Annotated in this window: 19 protein-coding genes; 11 read left to right on the plus strand and 8 right to left on the minus strand. The window is 64.8% G+C overall.

Features of this window, described 5'->3' with window-relative positions; translation table 11 throughout:
* Positions 1 to 43 precede the first annotated feature (43 nt).
* The 4 genes from ptsP (at position 44) to AC3WLX_RS20130 (ending at position 5,593) form a co-directional block, all read left to right on the plus strand.
* A complete protein-coding gene (gene ptsP, locus AC3WLX_RS20115) occupies positions 44 to 2,311 on the plus strand; it encodes a phosphoenolpyruvate--protein phosphotransferase (RefSeq protein ID WP_291618927.1) in 2,268 nt (755 codons plus the stop codon).
* Between the two features lie 57 nt (positions 2,312 to 2,368).
* Positions 2,369 to 3,454: a peptide chain release factor 1 gene (gene prfA, locus AC3WLX_RS20120; protein WP_492337251.1), complete on the plus strand. Its 1,086-nt coding sequence runs from the start codon at positions 2,369 to 2,371 to the stop codon at positions 3,452 to 3,454.
* 3 nt (positions 3,455 to 3,457) lie between these two features.
* Entirely contained in the window at positions 3,458 to 4,339 is an 882-nt protein-coding gene (gene prmC, locus AC3WLX_RS20125; protein ID WP_492337252.1) for a peptide chain release factor N(5)-glutamine methyltransferase, read from the plus strand.
* A gap of 462 nt (positions 4,340 to 4,801) precedes the next feature.
* Positions 4,802 to 5,593 carry a DUF4167 domain-containing protein gene (locus tag AC3WLX_RS20130; RefSeq protein ID WP_492337253.1) on the plus strand — a complete coding sequence of 264 codons (792 nt, stop codon included), beginning with the start codon at positions 4,802 to 4,804 and terminating at the stop codon, positions 5,591 to 5,593.
* A gap of 55 nt (positions 5,594 to 5,648) precedes the next feature.
* Here the strand turns inward: AC3WLX_RS20130 and AC3WLX_RS20135 are convergent, their stop codons facing one another.
* Entirely contained in the window at positions 5,649 to 6,395 is a 747-nt protein-coding gene (locus AC3WLX_RS20135; protein ID WP_291618936.1) for a class I SAM-dependent methyltransferase, read from the minus strand.
* 108 nt (positions 6,396 to 6,503) lie between these two features.
* Here AC3WLX_RS20135 and gloB point away from each other — a divergent pair, with 108 nt between their 5' ends.
* Positions 6,504 to 7,271, plus strand: coding sequence for a hydroxyacylglutathione hydrolase (gene gloB, locus AC3WLX_RS20140; protein ID WP_492337254.1), 768 nt, complete (start codon positions 6,504 to 6,506; stop codon positions 7,269 to 7,271).
* A 35-nt stretch (positions 7,272 to 7,306) separates the two neighbouring features.
* Positions 7,307 to 7,771 carry a cupin domain-containing protein gene (locus AC3WLX_RS20145; protein ID WP_492337326.1) on the plus strand — a complete coding sequence of 155 codons (465 nt, stop codon included), beginning with the start codon at positions 7,307 to 7,309 and terminating at the stop codon, positions 7,769 to 7,771.
* A 91-nt stretch (positions 7,772 to 7,862) separates the two neighbouring features.
* Here AC3WLX_RS20145 and yddG read toward each other — a convergent pair whose 3' ends face one another.
* The 3 genes from yddG to AC3WLX_RS20160 all read right to left on the minus strand — a co-directional run bounded on the left by yddG (position 7,863) and on the right by AC3WLX_RS20160 (position 11,043).
* The gene (yddG, locus tag AC3WLX_RS20150; protein WP_492337255.1) at positions 7,863 to 8,732 is read right to left on the minus strand and encodes an aromatic amino acid exporter YddG; all 870 of its coding nucleotides are present in this window, start codon (positions 8,730 to 8,732) and stop codon (positions 7,863 to 7,865) included.
* 163 nt (positions 8,733 to 8,895) lie between these two features.
* The gene (gene phbB / locus AC3WLX_RS20155) at positions 8,896 to 9,621 is read right to left on the minus strand and encodes an acetoacetyl-CoA reductase (RefSeq protein WP_492337256.1); all 726 of its coding nucleotides are present in this window, start codon (positions 9,619 to 9,621) and stop codon (positions 8,896 to 8,898) included.
* Positions 9,622 to 9,864: 243 nt separating this feature from the next.
* Positions 9,865 to 11,043, minus strand: a complete 1,179-nt coding sequence (locus AC3WLX_RS20160; RefSeq protein ID WP_291618944.1) for an acetyl-CoA C-acetyltransferase — start codon at positions 11,041 to 11,043, stop codon at positions 9,865 to 9,867.
* A 313-nt stretch (positions 11,044 to 11,356) separates the two neighbouring features.
* Between AC3WLX_RS20160 and phaR the strand changes: the two genes are divergently transcribed.
* Complete coding sequence (gene phaR / locus AC3WLX_RS20165; protein WP_492337257.1) at positions 11,357 to 11,947, plus strand: polyhydroxyalkanoate synthesis repressor PhaR; 591 nt, start codon at positions 11,357 to 11,359, stop codon at positions 11,945 to 11,947.
* Between the two features lie 42 nt (positions 11,948 to 11,989).
* Positions 11,990 to 12,607, plus strand: coding sequence for a class I SAM-dependent methyltransferase (locus tag AC3WLX_RS20170; protein ID WP_492337258.1), 618 nt, complete (start codon positions 11,990 to 11,992; stop codon positions 12,605 to 12,607).
* A 125-nt stretch (positions 12,608 to 12,732) separates the two neighbouring features.
* Here the strand turns inward: AC3WLX_RS20170 and AC3WLX_RS20175 are convergent, their stop codons facing one another.
* Positions 12,733 to 13,620 (minus strand): branched-chain amino acid aminotransferase, encoded by an 888-nt coding sequence (locus AC3WLX_RS20175; RefSeq protein WP_492337259.1) that lies wholly within the window; start codon positions 13,618 to 13,620, stop codon positions 12,733 to 12,735.
* A gap of 109 nt (positions 13,621 to 13,729) precedes the next feature.
* Between AC3WLX_RS20175 and AC3WLX_RS20180 the strand changes: the two genes are divergently transcribed.
* Positions 13,730 to 14,665 carry an alpha/beta hydrolase gene (locus AC3WLX_RS20180; protein WP_492337260.1) on the plus strand — a complete coding sequence of 312 codons (936 nt, stop codon included), beginning with the start codon at positions 13,730 to 13,732 and terminating at the stop codon, positions 14,663 to 14,665.
* A 9-nt stretch (positions 14,666 to 14,674) separates the two neighbouring features.
* Here AC3WLX_RS20180 and AC3WLX_RS20185 read toward each other — a convergent pair whose 3' ends face one another.
* Complete coding sequence (locus AC3WLX_RS20185; protein ID WP_492337327.1) at positions 14,675 to 14,920, minus strand: hypothetical protein; 246 nt, start codon at positions 14,918 to 14,920, stop codon at positions 14,675 to 14,677.
* Between the two features lie 218 nt (positions 14,921 to 15,138).
* Here AC3WLX_RS20185 and AC3WLX_RS20190 point away from each other — a divergent pair, with 218 nt between their 5' ends.
* Positions 15,139 to 16,026: a hypothetical protein gene (locus AC3WLX_RS20190; protein ID WP_492337328.1), complete on the plus strand. Its 888-nt coding sequence runs from the start codon at positions 15,139 to 15,141 to the stop codon at positions 16,024 to 16,026.
* Here the strand turns inward: AC3WLX_RS20190 and AC3WLX_RS20195 are convergent.
* Together AC3WLX_RS20195 and AC3WLX_RS20200 are read right to left on the minus strand one after the other, a co-directional pair.
* Positions 16,023 to 16,583 (minus strand): carboxymuconolactone decarboxylase family protein, encoded by a 561-nt coding sequence (locus AC3WLX_RS20195; RefSeq protein ID WP_291618954.1) that lies wholly within the window; start codon positions 16,581 to 16,583, stop codon positions 16,023 to 16,025. The two genes, AC3WLX_RS20190 and AC3WLX_RS20195, sit on opposite strands and share 4 nt — an antisense overlap.
* Positions 16,584 to 16,663: 80 nt before the next feature.
* Positions 16,664 to 17,128 (minus strand): Lrp/AsnC family transcriptional regulator, encoded by a 465-nt coding sequence (locus AC3WLX_RS20200; RefSeq protein ID WP_291618956.1) that lies wholly within the window; start codon positions 17,126 to 17,128, stop codon positions 16,664 to 16,666.
* 158 nt (positions 17,129 to 17,286) lie between these two features.
* Here AC3WLX_RS20200 and AC3WLX_RS20205 point away from each other — a divergent pair, with 158 nt between their 5' ends.
* Complete coding sequence (locus tag AC3WLX_RS20205) at positions 17,287 to 18,303, plus strand: 1-aminocyclopropane-1-carboxylate deaminase (protein ID WP_291618958.1); 1,017 nt, start codon at positions 17,287 to 17,289, stop codon at positions 18,301 to 18,303.
* Positions 18,304 to 18,422 lie beyond the last annotated feature (119 nt).

An 18,422-nucleotide genomic window follows, 5' to 3' on the forward strand; every position in this document is an offset into this window, starting at 1 on the left:
GCCGAAACCGCCGGGCCCGGCAGACGGAGGAGATTGACGGTTCATGCGGAGCGCGTCGGGAGGTCCCCGCGTCTTGTTGAGACGGCTCCGCGAAACCATGGCGGAGCAGGTCTCGGCCCAGGAGCGGCTGGACAAGATCGTGGTGCTGATCGCCGCCAACATGGTGGCCGAGGTTTGCTCGGTCTACGTGCTGCGCATCGACAACACGCTCGAGCTCTACGCCACCGAAGGTCTCAACCGCGAGGCGGTGCACCACACCGTGCTCAGCGCCCATGAGGGCCTGGTCGGCCTCGTTGCCAGCGAGGCGACGCCACTCAACTTAAGCGATGCGCAGAGCCACCCTGCCTTCTCGTTCCGGCCCGAGACCGGCGAAGAAATCTACCACTCGTTCCTCGGCGTGCCGATCCTGCGGGCCGGCAACACGCTCGGCGTGCTGGTGGTGCAGAACCGCGCCAAGCGCAATTATGTCGAGGAGGAGCTCGAGGCGCTCCAGACCACCGCCATGGTGCTGGCCGAGCTGATCGCCTCCGGTGAATTGTCCGCCTTGGCGCAGCCCGGCCAGGAGCCGGCCGCGCGCCATTCGGCGCAGAAGGTCGGCGCGATCCTGTCGGAAGGCATCGCGCTCGGCCACGTCGTGCTGCACGAGCCGCGCGTCGTCATCAAGGACTATATCGCCGAGGACCTGCCGAAGGAGATCAAGAGGCTCGACACAGCGCTCACCAAGCTGCGGGCCGATCTCGACCGTATGCTGGAGCGCGGCGACGTAGCCGAAGGCGGCGAGCACCGGGAGGTGCTGGAAGCCTACCGCATGTTCGCCAACGACCAGGGCTGGTCGCACAAGCTGCACGAGGCGGTCGCCACCGGCCTCACCGCGGAAGCCGCGGTCGAGCGCGTGCAGTCGGACACCCGCGCGCGCATGCTGCGCTCGACCGATCCCTATCTGCGCGACCGGCTGCATGACCTCGAGGATCTCGGCTACCGCCTGATGCGGCAATTGGTCGGCCAGGATCACGCGCCCTCACGCGAGCAATTGCCCGACAACGCCATCGTCATCGCCCGCGCGATGGGCCCGGCGGCGCTGCTCGACTACGACCGCAAGCGTCTGCGCGGCATCGTGCTGGAGGAAGGCACTGCCAATTCCCACGTCTCCATCGTGGCGCGCGCGCTCGGCATCCCCGCGGTCGGCGAAGTGCCGAACGCGCCCGGCATCGCCGATCCCGGCGACGCCATCATCGTCGACGGCACCTCGGGTTCGATCTATGTGCGGCCGTCGCAGGAAGTCGAGGCCGCCTTCGCGGAGCGCGTGCGCTTCCGTGCCCGCCGTCAGGCGCAATATCTTGCGCTGCGCGACCGGCCCTGCGTCACCAAGGACGGCCAGAAGGTCGAGCTGATGATCAACGCGGGACTCGCCATCGACCTGCCGCATATCGAGGACACCGGCAGCGCCGGCATCGGCCTGTTCCGCACTGAGCTGCAATTCATGGTGGGCCAGAGCCTGCCGCGCACCAGCGACCAGCTTGCGCTCTATCGCACCGTGCTGGATGCCGCAGGCCCCAAGCCTGTGACCTTCCGCACGCTCGATATCGGCGGCGACAAGGCGCTGCCCTATATGGAAGCGGTGATCGAGGAAAATCCCGCGCTCGGCTGGCGCGCGATCCGGCTCGGGCTGGATCGTCCCGGCCTGTTGCGCGGCCAGATCCGCGCGCTGCTGCGTGCCGGCGGCGGTCGCGCCCTACGCATCATGTTCCCGATGATCTCGGAGGTTGCCGAGTTCGATTCGGCCAAGGCACTTGTCGAGCGCGAGTTGACATATCTGCGCCAGCACGGCCACACGCTGCCTGAACGAATCGACATCGGCACCATGGTCGAGGTGCCGGCGTTGCTGTACCAGCTCGACGAGCTCCTGAAGAAGGTAGACTTCATCTCGGTTGGCTCCAACGATCTGTTCCAGTTCCTGTTCGCGGTCGACCGCGGCAACGCCAAGGTTTCCGAGCGTTTCGACACCATGTCGGCGCCGATCCTGCGCGCGCTCCGCGACATCGCGCGCAAGTCCCATGCGGCAAAGAAGTCGCTCTCGCTCTGCGGCGAGATGGCGTCGAAGCCGATCGGCGCGCTGGCGCTGATCGCACTCGGCTACCGGTCGCTGTCGCTCTCGGCAACCGCGCTCGGCCCGGTCAAGGCCATGGTGCTCGATCTCGACGCCAAGAAGGCCGAAGCGATGCTTGGCCCGCTGCTGGACGCGCCGGCGGGCAGCGTCTCGATCCGCCAGAAGCTGACGGAATTTGCCGAGGCCGAAGGCCTGGCCTTGTAGCGAGCCTGTCGCCGCTTTCCGCCGCCGCGCCACCTTCCGCTCTTTGAGACCGAACCGATGTCGTCACTCCCCGAAGCCAAACTGGACGTCCTGCTCGCGCACCACGCCTCGCTCGAGGCCGAATCGCTCGGACAGCTCGCCTCGGAGCGTTACGTGCAGATCACGCGCGAGCTCGCCGAGATCACCCCGCTGATCGAGGCGGTGAAGGCCTATCGCTCCGCGGTCAAGGAGCTCGCGGACACCGAGGCACTGATCGCCGATCCCGCGACCGATGCCGAGATGCGCAGCATGGCGGAAGCCGAGCGCGACGCGCTGGCGCCGAAAATCGAGGAGCTGGTCCAGAAGATCCGCGTCGCGCTGTTGCCCAAGGACGCCATGGACGACCGCAACGTCATGCTGGAAATCCGCGCCGGCACCGGGGGTGACGAGGCCTCGCTGTTCGCCGGGGACCTGTTCCGGATGTACGAGCGCTTCGCCAGCCTTCAGGGCTGGAAGGTCGAGGTGATCTCGGCGAGTGAAGGCACCGTCGGCGGCTACAAGGAAATCATCGCGGAGGTGCAGGGCCGCGGCGCGTTCTCCAAGCTCAAGTTCGAATCCGGCGTGCACCGGGTGCAGCGCGTGCCCGATACCGAGACGCAAGGGCGCATCCACACCTCGGCCGCGACGGTGGCCGTGCTGCCGGAGGTCGAGGACGTCGACGTCGACATCAAGAACGACGACCTGCGAATCGAGACCATGCGCGCGCAAGGAGCGGGCGGCCAGCACGTCAACAAGACCGAATCGGCGATCCGCATCACCCACATCCCGACCGGCATCGTCGTGATGATGCAGGACAGCCGCTCGCAGCACAAGAACCGCGCCTCGGCCATGAACATCCTGCGCTCGCGCATCTACGACGCCGAGCGCCAGCGCGTCGACGCCGTCCGTTCGGCCGAGCGCAAGGAGAAGGTCGGCTCCGGCGACCGCTCCGAACGCATCCGCACCTATAATTTCCCGCAAGGCCGCGTCACCGACCACCGCATCAACCTCACGCTCTACAAGCTGCCTCAGGTGATCGCGGGCGAAGCGCTGGGCGAATTGATCGACGCACTGACGACCGAGCATCAGGCCGCACAGCTCGCCGCCCAGGGCGCGGCGGCCTGAGGCGTGAGCAACCCCTTCACCGGACAATCGATCGAGGGCGCGCGGCGCGCGCTGTCCGCGCAACTGAGATCGGCAGGGCTCGACGACGCCGAACTCGACGCGCGCATCCTGATCGGGGCCGCGCTCGGCCTCGACCTCACCGGCCTGATCGCGCAGGCGGCCCGCCCTCTCACCGCGGCCGAAGCATCGCGGCTCGCGCAGCACGCCCAACGCCGCATCGCCGGAGAGCCGGTGGCGCGCATCCTCGGGACGCGCGAATTCTGGGGGTTGCCGCTACGCTTGTCGGAAGCAACCCTGGTCCCCCGCCCCGACACCGAGACCGTGGTCGAGCTTGCGCTCGAAGTCCTTCGCGAGCGGCAGGCATCTCACCCGCCACGCATTGCCGACATCGGCACCGGATCGGGCGCGATCCTGCTCGCGCTGCTGCACGAAATTCCGGATGCGTCCGGTGTCGGCACCGATCTCAGCCAGAACGCGCTCAGGACCGCCAGGGACAATGCTGTCGCGCTCGGCCTCGCCACCCGTGCCGGCTTCATCGCCTGCTCCTACGCCGCGGCGCTCGGTGGCCCGTTCGACCTCATCGTCTCGAATCCGCCCTATATTCCCTCGGCTGAAATTCCGAAATTGAGTGTCGAGGTGCGCGAGCACGATCCGCATCTGGCGCTCGACGGCGGCAATGACGGATATGACGCCTATCGCGCTCTGATCCCGCAGGCGAGCGAGCGTCTCGCCCCCGGCGGAGCCCTGATCGTCGAGGCCGGACAGGGCCAGGCCGAGAATATTGAAACCTTGATGAGGGGTGCCGCGTTATCGGTAGACAGGTCCCCCAAAGCCGACCTGGCGGGCATTCCGCGGGCCGTGTCGGCCCGAAAAATGCCTCCATAAAAGCCGGATTGGGCTGCAAAAAACCTCTTGGAATATCGCCTGGGAACGACTACGTTCCACTCAACACATCGGTGCCGGCCCCGTAGACCTACGGGCGAAAGCCGGGCTCTCGGGCGAGAGCTTTACTGATTAAAGGTTCCAAGCCGCAGGTCCTGTTGAGCGCGATAGCCATTGGAGCTGCGCTGCTCTCCGACCGCAAAGTGAACGAAAGCCTGATATTGCGCCGAAACACTTACGCAAGACTGCAGGGCTTGTTTCGGCAAGCGAAATGAATGGGTTCGCTGGCAATGGATGCTGGCGGGTGGGGAACGCGTCTTTGTTGAACGCGACGGTCGACGAATATCTGCAGGGTTCGATCCCTCCTGCGCGCAGTGCGCGCGCGAGATGTGCGCCGCTGTTACCAAGTCACTCCTAGCAATCAGTAATGCGTGCAACCTTTAGGGCTGGAATTAAAGGCAGGACATGAGAAACGGTCAAAACAAGCAGCGGATGCGCAACCGCAACAACAATAACAACAACAACCGGCGCGGCCAGAACCCGATGACCCGGGTTTACGAGTCCAACGGACCTGACATCAAGATTCGCGGCACCGCTTCGCACATCGCCGAAAAGTACCTCCAGCTTGCCCGTGACGCGCGCTCCTCCGGAGACCCCGTTGCCGCCGAGAACTACTATCAGCACGCCGAGCATTATTTCCGCCTGATCGCGGCGGCCCAGGAGCAGTTCCGCCAGAACCAGCAGCCGCGCGGCGACGAGCCCGTCAGCACAAGCGACGACAGCGAGGACGACGGCGAGAATTTCTCGGCTTTCGGCCAGGAGCCGGGCTTCGTCCCGCAGCCCCAGCAGCAGCCCTTCATGCGCGACCGCGACGGCCAGCGCGATCACCACCAACGTGATCACCAGCCGCGCGACAATCAGCAGCAGCCCTATCAACGCGACAATCAGCAGCCGCGCGAGCATCGCGAACGAGAACATCGTCCGCAGCCGCAATATCAGCCGCAGCCCCTTCCTGCGAACCAGCCGCAGCCCGTCATCGCCGACGCCGGCGGCGTCGACCGGCTGCCCTCCTTCATCACCGGCGCGCAGCCCCAGGTGAGCGGTGGTCCGAGCGGCGGCGTGAATGGCGGTCAGGGCGGTTTCGAGGGCGGTGGCGGCGAGCGCTATCCGCGCCGGCGCCGGCGGCCGCATGGTCCGCGCCCCGAGCGCGAAGCCGCGCCAGTCGCCTCCAACGACGAAGTCGCCCCGGGCGAGTAGCCTCGTCTGATCTCCCGATCTGCAATCGTCCCGGCCTCGCGCCGGGACGATTGTTTCAGCTGCGTGTCACCGTGTTTGACGACGGCACCAGCACTGGCTTGGCCAGCGAGGGAATCAGCCGCGCTCGCTCGCGCTTTGCAGGGATCGCGCGGTAGACCTGCTTGGTCGCCTCCACGATATGGACGCCGGCAAAGGGCAGCGACAACGCGACGCCGGCACGCTCCCACATCTGGGCCGATCTCAAGACCCAGCCACCGGCATAAGGCGGCATGAACAGCGCCTCGCCCCAGGCGGTGGGCGTGAACCAGGTCTGGCGCAGCAGCTCGGTGATCTGCGAGCGCGAATAGGGCCGGCCGTGGCCGAACGGCGTGCTGTCGGTACGGGTCCACACGCCCCGCCGATTCGGGATCACGGCGATGACGCGCCCCGACGGCGACAGCACGCGCCACACCTCGCGCAGCAACGCGGCCGGATCGTCCGACATCTCGAGCGCGTGCACCAAGAGGATGCGGTCGACCGCGGCGTCGGGAAGCGGCAGCGAGAATTCGTCCACCAGCGAGGCCAGTGCCGGCCGTCCCGTCGGCCATTTCAGGACGCCCTGGGCCGCCGGCATGAAGGCGATGCAGCGCTCGGCATCCTCGCGGAACAATCCGAGGTAAGGCGTGGGGTAGCCGATCCCGAGCACGCGCTGGCCCTTGGCGCCCGGCCAGCGCTCCCGGATGCCGCGATTGATCATTTGCCGCGCCACGATCCCGAGGCGGCGCGAATAGAACTCGCGAAGGTCGACGACGTCGATGGTCATGACCGCAATGTAACATGCGCCGGGTCGCGCCCGCGCGCCGAATATTGCATTGCCTGCGCAACGTTAACGCCATATTTGTCGGACGGGGCTGAGCGCGATGGAGATGACATGGCCGCCGAAATTCGTACTTTCAGCTGTTTAAACGACAATTTCGGTTATCTGATCCACGACGTGGAAACCAAGGCGACCGCGTCGATCGACGCGCCGGAGGCCGGCCCGATCCTGAAGGCACTGGAGCGCGAGGGCTGGCAGCTGACCGACATCCTGATCACCCATCATCACGGCGATCATGTCGGCGGGGTCGCCGAACTCAAGCAGAAATACAATTGCCGCGTCGTCGCGCCGCACGACAAGACGACCGAGATCGCGAATGTCGATCTGCGCGTCGCCAATGCCGATGTGGTCAAGATCGGCAATCTGCTGGCGCGCATCGTGGAGACGCCGGGTCATACCCTCGACCACGTCTCCTACGTGTTCGACAATGAGAAGACGGTGTTCGCCGCCGACACGCTGTTCTCGATCGGCTGCGGCCGCGTGTTCGAGGGCACCTATCCGATGATGTGGGATTCGCTGCTGAAGCTGCGGGCGCTCCCCGACGACTTCAAGCTCTATTGCGGCCACGAATATACGGCGTCCAACGTCAAGTTCGCGCTCACCATCGAGCCGGACAATGCCGCGCTGCAGGCGCGCGCCGCCGAGGTGGCGAAGCTGCGAGCCGAGAACAAGCCCACGATTCCCTCACTGCTTGGTGACGAGAAGCGAGCAAATGTGTTCCTGCGGGCTGATGCACCCGAGGTCGCAGCCAGGCTACACATGAAGGGCGCTGAAGCCGCCGCGGTGTTCGGCGAACTGCGCGAACGTAAGAATAAATCCTGAAGCAAAGTCCTGAAGAACGAATCCTGATGGGATCGATGCCGACCGCAGCCGAGATCATCGCGCGCCTCGAACTCCGCCCGCATCCCGAAGGCGGGCATTACCGCGAGACGTTCCGCGATCAGGCCACGGACGCCAACGGGCGGTCGCGCTCGACCCTGATCTACTTCCTGCTCGCACGCGGCGAGCGCTCGCACTGGCACCGCGTCGATGCGGTCGAGACTTGGCATTATTATGCCGGCAGCCCGCTGACGCTTCGTATCGCGCATGAGGGCTGCACGCAGCACGAGGTACGGCTCGGCAGCGACCTGGTCGGCGGCGAACGGCCCCAGGCCATCGTACCGGCGCAGGCTTGGCAGATGGCGGAGACGACGGGCGAGTGGACGCTGGTCGGCTGCACCGTGGCGCCCGCATTCGAGTTCGCAGGCTTCGAGCTCGCGCCAAAGGGCTGGGAGCCGGAACTCCACTGTCATTCCGGGGCGCAGCGCAGCGGCGAGCTATGATGCGCAATTGCGCATCTGAGAATCCATTTCACCACCATTGACGCGGACAGATGGATTCCGGCCTCGCGCTTCGCGCGCCCCGGAATGACGATTACCTTTTCCTGAGCACCATGTCCTTGGCCGCGATCAGGCCGCCGCCGGCAATGAGGATCGCAGCAAGCGCGATGCTGGCGCTGGCCTTGGCAAAACCGGCAGCGATGAGGAAACCCGTCGAGAGCAGCGGGGTCGCGTAGGAGGCGGCGCCGAGCACGCGGATATCGCCGCGCTTCATGCCGATGTCCCAGGCGTAGAAGGCGGCACCGACAGGGCCGATGCCGAGCGCGATCACCGAGAGCCATTGCAGCGTGGTCTCTGGCCACACCGTGGTTTCAAGCAAACCATGCATCAGCGCGGCCAGCACGGCCGTGGCGAGGCAGAACCCCGCGACCGCGTCGGTCGGCACCGCTTTCAACCGGCGCGACAGCACCGAATAGATGGCCCAGACGAACGCGGCGATGAAAGCCGCGATCAATCCCGGCACCGCGCCCGGCGCGAAGCCGGAGGTGTTGCCGGCGAACAGCAGCACGGTGCCGACGAGGCCGAGCACGGCGCCGATGATGTGATGCGCGGCCAGCCGCTCGCCGGGCAGGAACGACGAGAACAGCACGATCAGGAGCGGCCACAGGTAATTCAGAAGGCCGGCTTCGGCCGGCGGTGCGAAGCGTAGCGCGAGAAAATAGAGCGCGTGGTAGCCGAACAGGCCGCCGACGCCGACGACCCAGACGACGAGCGGCTGACGCAGGCTTTTCGCCGCCTCGCTCCGCCCGATCCAGGTGAGCAGGCCGACGAGACCGCCGATCGCAAACGTCATCGCGGCGAGCTGAAACGCCGGGATCCTGCCGGTCGCCACCGTCATCATCGACAGCAGCGACCACATCAGGATCGCGGTCAATCCGATCAGCGTCGCGGTGCGGGGAGTCATTCCAGGAGCCTCGTCATTCCGGGGCGGCTCGAAGAGCCGAACCCGGAACCTCGAGATTCCGGGCTCGCCGCTGGCGCGGCGCCCCGGAATGACAGGGGATCATGCTCGGGACAAGCCCGGGCATGACGATGTGGAGAATATCAACCCACGTGATGCGATCGCATCACACCATGTACTGGCCGCCATTGACCGTCAGGGTCGAGCCAGTGATGAAGCCGGATTCGTCGGCGGCGAGGAAGACGACGGCGCGCGCGATCTCCTCGGGCTCGCCGAGCCGGTTGGTCGGGATCTGCGGGATCACGTTCTTCTCCAGCACGTCCTTCGGCACCGCCTGCACCATCTCGGTGTTGATATAGCCGGGGCAGATCGCGTTCACGGTGATGCCACCCTTGGCGTTCTCCAGCGCGAGCGCCTTGGTGAAGCCGATGTCGCCGGCCTTCGCCGCGGAATAGTTGACCTGGCCGAACTGCCCCTTCTGGCCGTTGATCGACGAGATCGAGATGATGCGGCCGAACTTGCGTGCGCGCATGCCTTCGATGACTTGGCGCGTCATGTTGAACAGCGAACCCAGATTGGTGTTGATGACGGCGTTCCACTGCTCCAGCGTCATCTTGTGAAAGGCGGTATCGCGGGTGATGCCGGCATTGTTGACGAGCACCTCGATCGGACCGAGATCGGCCTCGACCTTCTTCACGCCCTCGGCGCAGGCCTCGAAATTGCTGACGTCCCATTTGTAGACGGTAATGCCGGTCTCGGCCTTGAACCTCTCGGCTGCCGCGTCGTTGCCGGCATAGCTCGCCGCAACCTTGTAGCCGGCGGCCTTCAGCGCCTTGCTGATCGCAGCACCGATGCCCCGCGTACCACCCGTCACCAATGCAACCCGTGCCATGTCGTATTCCCTTCCCTTGGACTCTTCGGACGTTTCTGACGTACTCGTTTTTAGCTACGGATTATGCGGTTGGTTTGACGGACATCAAGAACAAAACGCCCGGCATCGAGCCGGGCGTTTTTCTTTAGTCGAGGCTTGCGCGGTTGCGAAGAATATTTGATTTGCAACCGCTGCCTCTTTAGTCGCGTGCAACGCACCAGCTGACGTGTGCGGCGCACGCGTCAGCTGCGTGTCAGAACGTCGTCAGTCACGCGCCAGACACATCGCGATACCCATGCCGCCGCCGATGCACAGCGTGGCGAGGCCCTTCTTCGAATCGCGCTTCTGCATTTCGTGCAGCAGGGTCACCAGCACGCGTGCGCCGGACGCGCCGACCGGATGGCCGATCGCAATCGCGCCGCCGTTGACGTTGACCTTGGAGGTGTCCCAGCCGAGGTCCTTGTTGACGGCGCAGGCCTGCGCCGCAAAGGCTTCGTTGGCCTCGATCAGGTCGAGATCGCCGACGCTCCAGCCGGCCTTCTTCAGCGCCGCGCGCGAGGCCGGGATCGGGCCCGAGCCCATGATCTTGGGATCGACGCCGGCCTGAGCCCAGGACACGATGCGCGCGAGCGGCTTCTTGCCTTCCTTCGCCGCCTGCTTGGCGGTCATCAGCACCACGGCAGCCGCGCCGTCATTGATGCCGGAGGCCGAGCCCGCGGTCACCGTGCCGTCCTTCTCGAAAGCGGGCTTGAGCTTGGCCATCGCGTCGAGGGTGGCGCCATGACGCGGATATTCGTCGGCGCTGACGACGACGTCGCCCTTGCGGGTCTTGATGGTGACGGGGACGATCTCGTCGTTGAACTTGCCGGCCTTCTGCGCGGCCTCCGCCTTCTGCTGCGAGGCGACCGCGAACTCGTCCTGCTGGGCGCGCGTGATCTGCCACTGCCGTGCGACGTTCTCTGCGGTGTTGCCCATGTGGTAACCGTTGAAGGCGTCCCACAGGCCGTCCTTGATCATGGTGTCGACCAGCTCGAGGCCGCCCATCTTGACGCCGCCGCGCAGATGCTGGGCGTGCGGGGCCATGCTCATGGATTCCTGGCCGCCGGCGACCACGATTTCGGAATCGCCGTTGAGCAGCGCCTGATAGCCGAGCGCGACCGTGCGCAGGCCCGAGCCGCACAGCTGGTTCACGCCCCAGGCCGGGCTCTCCACCGGGATGCCGGCGGCGATCGACGCCTGACGGGCCGGGTTCTGGCCTTGGGCGGCGGTCAGGATCTGACCCATGATGACTTCGGAGACCCGGCCGGGCTCGATGCCACCACGCTCCAGCGCGGCCTTGATGGCAATGGCGCCGAGGTCATGGGCGGGAAGGGTCGCGAACGCTCCGTTGAAGCTTCCGACCGGGGTGCGGGCGGCGCTGACGATGACGACATCGTCTGACATGGGGCATCTCCTGGGGCTTGAGGTTCTTGTGAAGGGCAGGCGGGGCTGGAAAAGCGATCGCCAGTCTTGTCAGCCATCCTGTTAACGTCGTTGAGGCATGTCAATCGGCGGGCCGCCGAATTCATACCGCACCGCATTCAAAATAGCGTTCTTGGCGCTTTCGCAAGCACGATTTTGCTCTGCGATTAACCGTGCCGCACAAAACGGTAGCGTGAGCCCTTTGAAAATGCTTATTTTGTTGCGTTGCGTACTCTTCCCGCCCTGCGGCATTGCCCGGCAGGTTCCCGTTCTCCGCGTTTGCAAGTGAGAGCCCATGGCGAAATCAGACCAACCCACCACCATCAAGAAATACGCGAACCGCCGGCTCTACAACACCGGAACGAGCACCTATGTCACGCTGGAAGACCTCGCCGCCATGGTCAAGGACGGCGAAGATTTCCTGGTCTATGACGCCAAGACCGGCGACGACATCACCCGCTCCGTCCTCGCCCAGATCATTTTCGAGCAGGAGAACAAGGCCGGCCAGAACCTGTTGCCGACCACCTTCCTGCGCCAGCTGATCCGCTTCTATGGCGACAGCATGCAGATGGTGGTGCCGAAATATCTGGAGCAGTCGATCGCGACCTTGACCCAGGAACAGGAGAAGTTCCGCAAGCAGATTGCCAACACCCTATCCGGCACTCCCTTTGCTCCCTTGGAAGAACAAGTCCGCCGCAACATGGAGCTGTTCCAGCAGACCTTCTCGATGTTCAAGCCGTTCGCTGCGCCCCGGTCGGCCACCACTCCGGAACCGGCGCCCGATGCGAGTGCCGAGGCGCCCAAGGACAGCAATATCGACGAACTGCGCCAGCAGATGAAGGAAATGCAGGAACGCCTCGAGCGGATGTCGAAGAAGGAAGAGTAGCTTTTTATGCGCGCCGGCTCCGCGCGAGCCGGAGGACGAGCCTTGTCTGACCGAAGCACGCATTGGGACCAGGTCTACGCCACCAAGGGCGAGGCCGAAGTCAGCTGGTATCAGGACAGCCCTGCGATCTCGCTGGCGATGATTCGCACAGCCGGCTCCGATCGTGACACGGCCATCGTCGATATCGGCGGCGGCGCATCGCGCCTGGTCGATGCGTTGTTGCAAGACGGATATGGCGATCTCGCCGTCCTGGATCTATCCGTCAATGCTCTCGAAGCGGCGAGGAAGCGCATCGGTCCGGCCGCTTCGACGGTCGACTGGATCGTGGCCGATGCCACGACATGGCACCCGACCAAGACCTACGATGTCTGGCACGATCGCGCAGCATTTCACTTCCTGACCGACCCGCGCGACAGGGCGGCTTACGTCGAGCGCCTGCGGTCGGCGCTCGCGCCCGGCGGACAAGTCATCATCGGCACGTTCGCGCCCGATGGTCCGGAGAAATGCAGCGGCCTGGCGGTGCAGCGACACGACAGCACGAGCCTCGCAGCGGAACTGGGACCGGAGTTCGAGCTGGTCGAGACGCGCAGCGAGACGCATCGCACGCCGTGGAATTCCACGCAGGCGTTTCAGTTCAGCCGGTTTACGCGAAGCCTCTAGAAACGGTGTCATGCCCCGGCTTGACCGGGGCATCCAGTACGCCGCAGCTTATCGAGGAATCACAACTGTCTCTGGAATACTGGATCGCCCGATCAAGTCGGGCGATGACAGCGAAATGAAGGCAGCTACGCCGCCAGCTTCACCGCATGCGCGAAATCCCAATAGAGTTTGCGCGCCCTCGTGTAGAACGGCCCCGGCTTCAGCTCGCGCTCGTCGATGCGGATCACGGGCGCGACCTTTGCGAAATTGCCGGAGGAAAAAATTTCGTCGGCGGCGAGAAAATCGGCATAGCGCAGCGTCTTCTCGACCACAGTGACGCCATCGGCGCGAAGCAGGCTGATGACGCGCTGGCGCGTGATGCCGTTGAGGAAGGTGCCATTCGGCGCCGGCGTGAAGACGACGCCGTCCTTGGCCATGAACACGTTGGAATTGCCGAACTCGGCGACGTTGCCGAGCATGTCGAGCATCAGCGCGTTCTGGAAGCCGCGGGAAGCTGCCTCCGCGAGCGCGCGGGAATTGTTCGGGTACAGGCAGGCGGCCTTCGCTTCCACCGGCGCGCATTCGGCCGTGGGCCTACGAAACGGTGACAGGGTGATGGCATTGCCGACGGGTTTTGGCATCGGCGCCTCGTAGATGCACAGGCACCAATTGGTGGTTTCGGGGTCGAACAGCACGCCGCCGCCCGAACCGTTCTGCGCCCAATACATCGGACGGATATAGAGCTCGGCATTCGCCGGAAAGCGGGCAATGCCTTCGTTCGCGAGCGCCAGCCAGGTACCGGTGTCGACCACCGGCTTCAAACCGAAATTGACCGCGGACTGGTTGACGCGGGCGACGTGGCAGTCGAGATCGGGCGCCACACCCTCGAACGCGCGCGCGCCATCGAATACGATGGACCCGAGCCAGGCCGCATGCGTTCGCGGTCCCATGATCGGCACGTTGCCGTCGTGCCATTTGCCTTCGAAGAAGGTCCAGCTCGGCGAATATGCGATGGGCTTCTTGATCTCGGCCATATCAGGCCTCCCCTTGGAACCATGCAGCACTATTGTCCCAATTTCTAAACGATTTGCTGCGGGGACATCGTGAGGTACCCTCACCCCGTGTGAGAGAAGGGGAAGATCGATGCCACTCGATCCGCTCGCAAAGCGTTTGTTGACCATGATGGCGGCGGCCGGACCGCAGGCGCAGAGCCGGCCGAGCGTGGAAGCGCGGCGACAATCCCTGGCAAAGCTGATGCAGTTCGCGCGCGCCGAGGCGCCTGATGTCGCGACCTCGGACGGCACGCTGCCGGGCCGTGCCGGCGAACTGCCTTATCGCCTCTACGCGCCGGCCGGCACCGAGGAGCCCGCACCAGGCTTCGTGTTCTTTCACGGCGGCGGGCTCGTCGCCGGCAGCATTGCCACGCACGACCGCATCGCGGCGGCGCTGGCGCATGCCACTGGCTGCCGCCTCGTCTCGGTCGATTACCGGCTCGCCCCGGAGCACCGATTCCCCGCCGCCGTCGACGACGCCATCGATGCCACCGAATGGGTGGCGCGCGAGGCGGCATCGCTCGGCATCGATGCAAATCGCCTGGTGATCGGCGGCGATTCCGCCGGCGCCACACTTGCCGCGATCGTGTGCCAGGAGGCGGCGCAGTCCGCGGGCCTCTCCATCGCCGCGCAATGCCTGATCTGCCCGGTGCTGGACTTCGAGGAAATCTCGCCCTCGCGCGAGGCCTTTGCCGAGGGCCACCTGATCGATCGCATCACGATCGAGGCCGATCTATCCGACTATCTGCCCGATGGCATCGACACCGCAGATCCGCGCATCTCTCCGTTGCGCGCGACACGGCTCACCGGCCTGCCGACCGCAATCATTCACACCGCCGAGTACGACCCGATGCGCGACGAAGGCAATGCCTATGCCCGCAAGCTGCTCGCCGCGGGCGTTGCCGTCGAGCACGTCTGCCACGACGGCATGGTTCACAATTTCCATGCCATGGGCGCCATCCTGCCGCAGGCCCAGCTCGTGCTGTCGCAGATCGGAGAGCAGGTGCGGCGGGCGGTGAAGGCGTGACAACGCGAGTCACACGCGCGCGTCGAGCACGGCCCTGGCCGCCACAACATATTCAGGCCAATGCGCGGCCGCGTAACGCTCCGCCTGCCGTGCGCAAGTCACGTCCGGCGCATGCGCCGCGGCAATCATGCGCGCATAGCGTTCCTCGGCAACCGTTACATCAGGGACCGGCGGCATGGTTGTGGCGGCAACAGTGGTCGGAGCAACGGCGAGCCCCGCCAGACCGGTGAGCAGGATACGGCGTGACGTCTTCATGGCCGGCGTCTTCATGGCTGTCGTCCTTCTATTGTCCGGCTTCAGTCGGGCCGTCGACTGTGTCAGCGCGATCACAGCAGGGTAACCGCAGGCGTCCGTGTCGTCCATCAACGCTTGACCACGGAAGCGATCACGTTCCATCTAGCAACGGTTTCCCTCCAAATCGCCACGCGTCGGATCGTTCCGTGACCCATCGCAACCCGTCCCGTCGCCCGGTCTTGCGCGCCATCGCCATGGGAATGCTGTGCCTGAGCCTGCTGTCTCTGGCGATCCCTACAGGCGCGGCCTTCGCGGCCGAAGATGAGGAGGACGAGCCCGCCAAGCCGGCGGTGCCAAACATCTATCTCGACCTTCGCGCCAGCTACGCGAAGATCCCGGCAGGCACGCTCGGGCTCGGTTTCGGCACCACCTCGCTATCGACCGCGCTCCAAACCCTGGCGTTGCGTCGCGGCACGGCGCTGCCGAACGGCTTGCCGGCGGCAAAGGCCATCGCGATTGACCTGCCACTGACCGTCGACGTCAGCGACCGCGTCTCGCTCTATGGCGGCGTGTCGGGCTCGACCGCGGATATCGGCGGCGGCTGGTCGACGTTCGACATCACCAGCTGGAACATCGGCGTGCAGGCCGACCTGTATCAGCAGAACGGCGGCAGGATTCCGACCATAACCCTGCAATCGACCCTGACCCAGTCCGTCCCGAACGAGCAGGGCATGACGAACTCCTTCAACAACATCCTGGAATTCGACTACGCGCTCGACGAGGACGAGACGCGGGGCTGGCTGGCCGGCATGCAATACACCTACACCACCATCGCCACCCCGTTCGCCAGTATCCGGCCCAACACGATCCTCTATGCCGGCGGCTATTATCAATGGCCGAGCAACTGGAAGTTCACCGGGCGCCTCGGCGTGCAGTCGTTCGGCGGCGCGCAGCTCGCCGGACGGACGCTCGCGGAGTCCTTCACCCAGCCGGTCCTGCGGCTCGACCTCGATCGCATGGACGACAACGACAACCGCCTGTTCGGCATCACCGCGCAGATCGCGTGGACGCCAAAGCCCGCCTATCAGGTGACGCTGCGAACGCCGCTTTACGCCGTGCGCAATTAATCCGGCACGGGCACGTCGAACGTGTTGAGCGTGACCGAGACCATGCAATAGATGCCGACGAGATAGGACAGCTCGGCCGCGCCGTGCTCGCCGAACTCCTTCACCGCGGCCCGATATGTCAGCTCCGGCAGCACGCCGCCGCTGACCAGTGCCGAGGCCACATCGTAGGCAACCGCCTCCTGTCTGGTGAGGTCCACGGGCCGCTGACCGGCGACGATGGTCGCGAGCTTGTCGTCGGAGAGGCCACGCTGCTCGGCCACCAGCACATGGGCATAGAGTTCGTAGCCGGAGCGGAAATGCGAGCCGGTGACGAGAATCGCAACCTCGCGCACCGGCGCGGGCAGCAACGGGTTGGATGCGACCGCTTTGACCAGCTCCCATACCGGCTTGCCGAAACGCGGTTCTCGGATCCAGGGATTCCAGGGCCCGAGCAGCGCGCCGTCGTCGCGCATGTTCACAAAGCCCTTGAAATGATCCTGCATGCCGGCTCGCATGTCGTCATAGAGCGGCTTCTGTTCGTCGGTCAGATCTTTTGGATCAAGAATGGGAAGGCGCACGGTGAAAATCTCCTTGTTGAGAAGGAATGACGGTCGCCTGCATGCCAGCGCGTGGCAAGTGAAGTTGCCGTGACGTCCGCTCAGAACTCCAGTGGTGCATTGTCGACGACTTCCTTCATCACGAAGAAAGTTCGGGTCTGGCGCACGCCGGGCAGCGCGATCAGCTGCTCGCCGTGGATGCGGTTGAAATCCTCCATGTCGCCGACCCGGATCTTGAGGAAGTAGTCGAAGTCGCCGGCGACGAGATGGCAGTCGAGCACGAATTTCAACTTGGCGATGGCCTGCTCGAAGGTGGCGAAGCTCTCCGGCGTCGAGCGGTCGAGCACGACGCCGACCATCACGAGCGTGCCCTTCGCCACCTTCTTCGGCGCAACCATGGCGCGCACCGTGGCAATAAAGCCGTCCTGGAACAGTCGCTGGGTGCGGCGATGGCAGGTGGCGGGGCTGATGGCGACGGTCTCGGCCAGCTCGGCATTGCTGAGCCGGCCGTTATTTTGCAGCAATCTCAACATCTTGAGATCAATTCGATCGAGCCGGGCAGACATGAAAGAACCTTCCGGATATTCTGCATAGAACGGAAGAAATAATGCCATATTGCTTCGGTTCTGCAAGATGTGGCGCAGTAGTGGCGCAAAATTTGAGAGCACATTCTTCGACGCCAATGCTAGCGACCTCCCAGAACCACGCAGCAACGGGATGACCTATGAAGCTCGACCAATTTGCACGCTATCCGCTGACCTTCGGCCCAACGCCCATCGAAAAGCTCGAGCGCTTGTCAAAACATCTCGGCGGCAACGTCGAGGTCTATGCCAAGCGCGAGGACTGCAATTCCGGTCTCGCCTATGGCGGCAACAAGCTGCGCAAGCTCGAATACATCATTCCGGACGCGATCGCCTCGAACGCCGACACGCTGGTTTCGATCGGCGGCGTGCAGTCCAACCACACCCGCATGATCGCCGCGGTCGCGGCCAAGCTCGGCATGAAGTGCCGCCTGGTGCAGGAAGCCTGGGTACCGCACGAGGACGCGGTCTATGACCGCGTCGGCAACATCATGCTCTCGCGCATCATGGGCGCCGACGTGCGCCTGGTCGACGACGGCTTCGACATCGGCATCCGCAAGAGCTGGGAGCAGGCAATCGAGGAGGTGAAGGCGGCGGGCGGCAAGCCCTACCCGATTCCCGCCGGCGCCTCCGTGCACAAATTCGGCGGGCTCGGCTATGTCGGCTTCGCCGAGGAGGTGCGCAAGCAGGAAGCCGAGCTCGGCTTCAAGTTCGACTACATCGTGGTCTGCACCGTGACCGGCTCCACCCATGCCGGCATGCTGGTCGGCTTTGCGGCGGATGGCCGTGCGCGAAAGGTGATCGGCATCGACGCCTCTTTCACGCCTGATCAGACCAAGGCGCAGGTGCTCGAGATCGCGCAGAATACGGCAAGACTCGTCGAGCTCGGCAAGGAGCTCGTCGCCGACGACGTCGTGCTGATCGAGGACTACGCCTATCCCGCCTATGGCGTGCCGTCGGAAGAAACCAAGGAGGCCATCCGCCTCACCGCACGCCTCGAGGGCATGATCACCGACCCCGTCTACGAGGGCAAGTCGATGCAGGGCCTGATCGATCTTGCGAAGAAGGGCTATTTCGAGAAGGGCGCGAAGATCCTCTACGCCCATCTCGGCGGCGCGCCGGCGCTGAACGGATATGCGTATGCGTTCCGGAACGGGTGAGTGAAGGCGTAGCTCTCTCGCCTCTTCTCCACTGTCGTTCCGGGGCGCGACGAAGTCGCGAGCCCGGGACCCATACGCCGCAGCAATCGTTTTGCGAAGATTCGTGATGGCCAGCCTGC

This window comes from Bradyrhizobium sp. FW305-F6, assembly GCF_058782905.1.

Coding starts and splice junctions, on each gene's coding strand:
- AC3WLX_RS20130 (WP_492337253.1), top strand. CDS start 4,802: ATGAGAAACGGTCAAAACAAGCAGCGGATGCGCAACCGCAACAACAAT.
- AC3WLX_RS20205 (WP_291618958.1), top strand. CDS start 17,287: ATGAAGCTCGACCAATTTGCACGCTATCCGCTGACCTTCGGCCCAACG.
- AC3WLX_RS20185 (WP_492337327.1), bottom strand. CDS start 14,920: ATGAAGACGTCACGCCGTATCCTGCTCACCGGTCTGGCGGGGCTCGCC.
- AC3WLX_RS20160 (WP_291618944.1), bottom strand. CDS start 11,043: ATGTCAGACGATGTCGTCATCGTCAGCGCCGCCCGCACCCCGGTCGGA.
- AC3WLX_RS20145 (WP_492337326.1), top strand. CDS start 7,307: ATGCCGACCGCAGCCGAGATCATCGCGCGCCTCGAACTCCGCCCGCAT.
- phbB (WP_492337256.1), bottom strand. CDS start 9,621: ATGGCACGGGTTGCATTGGTGACGGGTGGTACGCGGGGCATCGGTGCT.
- prfA (WP_492337251.1), top strand. CDS start 2,369: ATGTCGTCACTCCCCGAAGCCAAACTGGACGTCCTGCTCGCGCACCAC.
- yddG (WP_492337255.1), bottom strand. CDS start 8,732: ATGACTCCCCGCACCGCGACGCTGATCGGATTGACCGCGATCCTGATG.
- AC3WLX_RS20180 (WP_492337260.1), top strand. CDS start 13,730: ATGCCACTCGATCCGCTCGCAAAGCGTTTGTTGACCATGATGGCGGCG.
- AC3WLX_RS20175 (WP_492337259.1), bottom strand. CDS start 13,620: ATGGCCGAGATCAAGAAGCCCATCGCATATTCGCCGAGCTGGACCTTC.
- AC3WLX_RS20135 (WP_291618936.1), bottom strand. CDS start 6,395: ATGACCATCGACGTCGTCGACCTTCGCGAGTTCTATTCGCGCCGCCTC.
- gloB (WP_492337254.1), top strand. CDS start 6,504: ATGGCCGCCGAAATTCGTACTTTCAGCTGTTTAAACGACAATTTCGGT.
- ptsP (WP_291618927.1), top strand. CDS start 44: ATGCGGAGCGCGTCGGGAGGTCCCCGCGTCTTGTTGAGACGGCTCCGC.
- phaR (WP_492337257.1), top strand. CDS start 11,357: ATGGCGAAATCAGACCAACCCACCACCATCAAGAAATACGCGAACCGC.
- AC3WLX_RS20200 (WP_291618956.1), bottom strand. CDS start 17,128: ATGTCTGCCCGGCTCGATCGAATTGATCTCAAGATGTTGAGATTGCTG.